This is a genomic window from Spirillospora sp. NPDC046719 (assembly GCF_040645715.1).
Taxonomy (GTDB): domain Bacteria; phylum Actinomycetota; class Actinomycetes; order Streptosporangiales; family Streptosporangiaceae; genus Spirillospora.
Map to the genome: position 1 here is coordinate 1 of NZ_JBEYYT010000684.1, position 3,580 is coordinate 3,580.

Sequence of the window (3,580 nt, forward strand, 5' to 3'; positions counted from 1 at the left end):
GGAGGCCGGTGCCGATCGCGGCCGCTCATGCCGGGGAGCGTTTCGGCGCGCACGAGGCACAGCGGCGGTGAGGGCTACTGCCAGATCTCGAGAACCCACCCGGCGCCGCTGACGTAGATGCATCTGTAGGGCCAGCCCTCGCGCTCGTACTGCTGGCCGGCGTCGATGCACTTCGGATGGGTGCCGTAGTTCCCGACGTCCCACCAGGTCGCCGCGGGCGCCGCGGGAGAGGCTTGGGCGGGGGCCGCCGCGACGCCGGTCACGACTCCGAGCCCGATCGTCGTGAGAGCGGCGGCGGCGAGAGCGGTCGCACGGGTACGTGAACCCAGTGCGCGAGATCTTGCGGACATGGAATGTCCCTTCGTCGTCCGGGAGGCACGTGCCTTGGCGGCCCCACTGGATGCCATTGAGACGGTCGGGACGGCCGAAATGTGACATCCCCCTCGTTTCGGGCGCCCGGTTCGACCGCGCGCGTGGGTCCCCCGCGCGGGTGAACCGTCTCGCCCGCGAGCGGGAGGTGCGCGGCCCGGCCGGTCCGCGATCGTCGGAGCCATGACGATCCGACGAGCCGGGACGGCCGCCTTCGCATGGGTGACGGGATTTCTGCTCTGGCATGTGGTGTGGGCGCTGACCGGCCTGCCCATGCCGGACCCCGACCACCACCACGGCTCCGCCCGGGTGGCCGTGCAGGTGTTCATGGCCCTGGTCTGGGTGATGACGGCGGTCGGCGTGCTCACGCCGCTGGCGATGATGCGCGGCTGGCGCTGGTTCCCGTCCCGCCTTCAGCTGGCCGCCTGCTGGGCGGGCTGCGCACTGCTCGGCCTGCGCGGCGGAATCGGTGTCCTCGACGACGTGGTCCGCTGGCTGGACGTCCTCCCGAAGGGCCTGTCCGGCCTCACCACCGCCGAGGTGTACGGCACCTCCCATCCGTCAGGTTGGGCGGTCACCGCCGGCGCCTTCACCGACATCCTGTTCGTCGCCGGAGGCGTGGTCTTCGGCCTTGCCGCGCGAAGCCTGCACCGGCCGGCGCGCGCCGCCTACCGTCCCGGCCTCGCAGAGTGAGCGCCGGCGGGTGACGCGCTCGGCTCACGGCGCCGGGGACCCGCCGGTCAACTCGTCGGCCAGCAGGTCCATGAGGAGACCGTCGTGCCAGGTGCCGTCGGTGCCGCGTTCGTACTGCCGCATGACGCCGACCGGCCGGAACCCGACCTTCTCGTAGCAGCGGATGGCGGCGGTGTTCGCGACGGCCGGGTCGATGGTGATCCGGTGGTGACCGTGGTCGTCGAACACGTGCCGCGCGAGGGTGCGGATGGCGTCGGGGCCCAGGCCGCGCCCGCGCACGGACGGGTCGAGGTAGATGTCGATGCCGGCGCGCCGGTAGTCGGGGTCCTGCTCCGCATACCACTGGATCAGGCCGGCGGTGCGGCCCTCGTGCTCGATGACCAGCTGCTCGACGTCGGTGTCGGCGAGCTCGCGGGCCACTTCGGCGGCGAGGTCGGGGCCGCCGCGCCACCACTGGTGGACTTCCGGCGTCGCGCGGATCGCCGCCAGCGCGGGCACGTCCGCCTCCGTCGCGGGCCGCAGGGTCACCGACTCACCGTGGAGGATCTTGGGCACGGCCCGACGATATCCACGGCACCGCCGCCGAGCGACAGGTTATTGCCAGCGGCTCGCGGGCCTTGGTGGAGTGGCGTCAGACCCGCCGTCCGAGGAGGCAACGTGCACGACGCAGACCACCGCCTTGCCCGGGCGGCGTTCCGCCTGCGGGAGGCGGTGCGACCGTGATCGACCTGCTGGTCAGCGGCGGGACCGTCGTCGACGGCACCGGGACGCCGCCCCGCCGCGCCGACGTCGCCGTCATCGGCGGGCGCGTCGAGGCGGTCGGCGACCTCGCCGGACGGCCCGCCGCCCGGACCCTGGACGCGTCCGGTCACGTGGTGGCCCCCGGGTTCGTCGACGTGCACACCCACTCCGACCTGACGCTGCTGTCCGCGCCGGAGGCGCACAGCGCGGTCCGGCAGGGCGTCACGACGGTCGTGATCGGCAACTGCGGGCTCGGCGTGGCGCCCGTCGCCGCCGACCCGGGCGCGCTCCGGGCCGCCGCCGGGTACCTGGACCTCGACCCGTCGGTCCGGTGGGGCTGGACGGACCTGCCCGGGCACCTCGCGGCGCTGGACACCGCGCGCCCGTCGGTGAACGTGGCCGCCCTGGTCGCGCACACGCCGCTGCGCGCGGCGGCCGTGGGGTTCGAGGACCGTCCCGCGGACGCCGCCGCGCTCGACCGGATGCGCGGCTTGCTCGGCGACGCGCTCTCCGCCGGCGCGGCGGGCGTCTCCACCGGCCTCGCCTACGCCCCGCCCTGCTACGCCCGGGAGGACGAGCTGGAGGTGCTCGGCCGCACCGCCGCCGCGTTCGGCCGGCTGTTCGCCTGGCACGTGCGCGACTACGCCGACGGGCTGCTCGACTCCGTCCGGCAGGCGCTGCGGGTCGCGGCGGCCACCGGCTGCCGTACCCAGATCTCCCACCTGATCGCCGTCGGCCGCCGCAACCACGGGTCGGTCGCGCGCGCCCTGGACCTGATCGACGCGGCACGTTCGTCCGGGCTGGACGTGGCCTTCGACGTCTACCCGTACCTGGCGGGCAACGCGCCGCTCTCGCAGCTGCTGCCCTACTGGGCGCAGGAGGGCGGAGAGGAGAGGATGCGGGCACGGCTGCGAGACAGGGACGCCCGCGCGCGCGTCGCCCGAGCGTGGCGGGACATGCCCAACTCCTGGGACGAGATCACCATCAGCCGCGTCCCCGACGCCGTGCCGGCGGGGGAGGAGGACCCCGTCGGCCGGACCGTGTCCGCCTTCGCCGCCGGCACGGGGAAGGACCCGAGCGCCGCCGTCCTCGACCTGGTCGCCGCGCACGGCAACGGCGTCCAGATGATCGCGGGCGGGCGCAGTGAACGGGACCTGCTCGACGCGCTCGCCCACCCCGCGGCCGTGATCGGATCCGACGGGCAGGCGCTCGACCCGGACGGCCCCACCGGACGGGGCGCCCCGCACCCCCGCTCGTACGGCTGCTACCCGCGGCTGTTCGCCGAGTACGTCCGCACCGGGCCGCTCCCGCTCGCCGAAGCGGTGCGCAAGTGCACGCTCGCGGCCGCCGAGCGCGCCGGGCTCACCGGCCGCGGCGCGCTCCGTCCCGGCGCGGCTGCCGACATCGTCGTGTTCGACCCCGCCCGGATCGCGGACCGGGCCACGTTCACCGCACCCCAGCGGTATCCGGACGGCATCCGCGCGGTCGTCGTCGGCGGACGCCCCGTGGTCGAGGACGGCGCGCACTGCGGTGCGCGTCCTGGCGAGATCCTGCGCGTCCCCTGATCGCGTTCCCGCTCCGGCCGCGCGGCCGCTCAGCGCACGGCGACACCGGCGATCTGCGTCCGGACCGGGACGAAACCGGACCGGAACGGAAACTCGGTGATCTCCACCGAGGCGAACCCGGCCGCGCGGACGGCCGCCGCGGTGTCCCGGTCGGTGCGGCAGCCCTCGAAAGCCCACCGCCACGGCCGGCGCACCAGCCGCTGGACGCGCAG

Annotated in this window: 5 protein-coding genes; 2 read left to right on the plus strand and 3 right to left on the minus strand. The window is 75.1% G+C overall.

The features are described 5' to 3' along the window. Positions 1 to 74 precede the first annotated feature (74 nt). Positions 75 to 350: a hypothetical protein gene (locus ABZ914_RS48565; RefSeq protein ID WP_500201386.1), complete on the minus strand. Its 276-nt coding sequence runs from the start codon at positions 348 to 350 to the stop codon at positions 75 to 77. A 202-nt stretch (positions 351 to 552) separates the two neighbouring features. Here ABZ914_RS48565 and ABZ914_RS48570 point away from each other — a divergent pair, with 202 nt between their 5' ends. Further along, positions 553 to 1,062, plus strand: a complete 510-nt coding sequence (locus ABZ914_RS48570) for a hypothetical protein (protein WP_500201387.1) — start codon at positions 553 to 555, stop codon at positions 1,060 to 1,062. Between the two features lie 24 nt (positions 1,063 to 1,086). Here the strand turns inward: ABZ914_RS48570 and ABZ914_RS48575 are convergent, their stop codons facing one another. Further along, a complete protein-coding gene (locus ABZ914_RS48575) occupies positions 1,087 to 1,608 on the minus strand; it encodes a GNAT family N-acetyltransferase (protein ID WP_500201390.1) in 522 nt (173 codons plus the stop codon). 173 nt (positions 1,609 to 1,781) lie between these two features. Between ABZ914_RS48575 and ABZ914_RS48580 the strand changes: the two genes are divergently transcribed. Further along, positions 1,782 to 3,368: an N-acyl-D-amino-acid deacylase family protein gene (locus tag ABZ914_RS48580; RefSeq protein ID WP_500201388.1), complete on the plus strand. Its 1,587-nt coding sequence runs from the start codon at positions 1,782 to 1,784 to the stop codon at positions 3,366 to 3,368. Positions 3,369 to 3,397: 29 nt separating this feature from the next. On the opposite strand, the gene ABZ914_RS48585 is transcribed toward ABZ914_RS48580, so the two are convergent. Further along, positions 3,398 to 3,580, minus strand: a 183-nt coding sequence (locus ABZ914_RS48585; RefSeq protein WP_500201389.1) for a hypothetical protein, incomplete at its 5' end; no start/stop codon positions are given.

Coding starts and splice junctions, on each gene's coding strand:
- ABZ914_RS48565 (WP_500201386.1), bottom strand. CDS start 350: ATGTCCGCAAGATCTCGCGCACTGGGTTCACGTACCCGTGCGACCGCT.
- ABZ914_RS48570 (WP_500201387.1), top strand. CDS start 553: ATGACGATCCGACGAGCCGGGACGGCCGCCTTCGCATGGGTGACGGGA.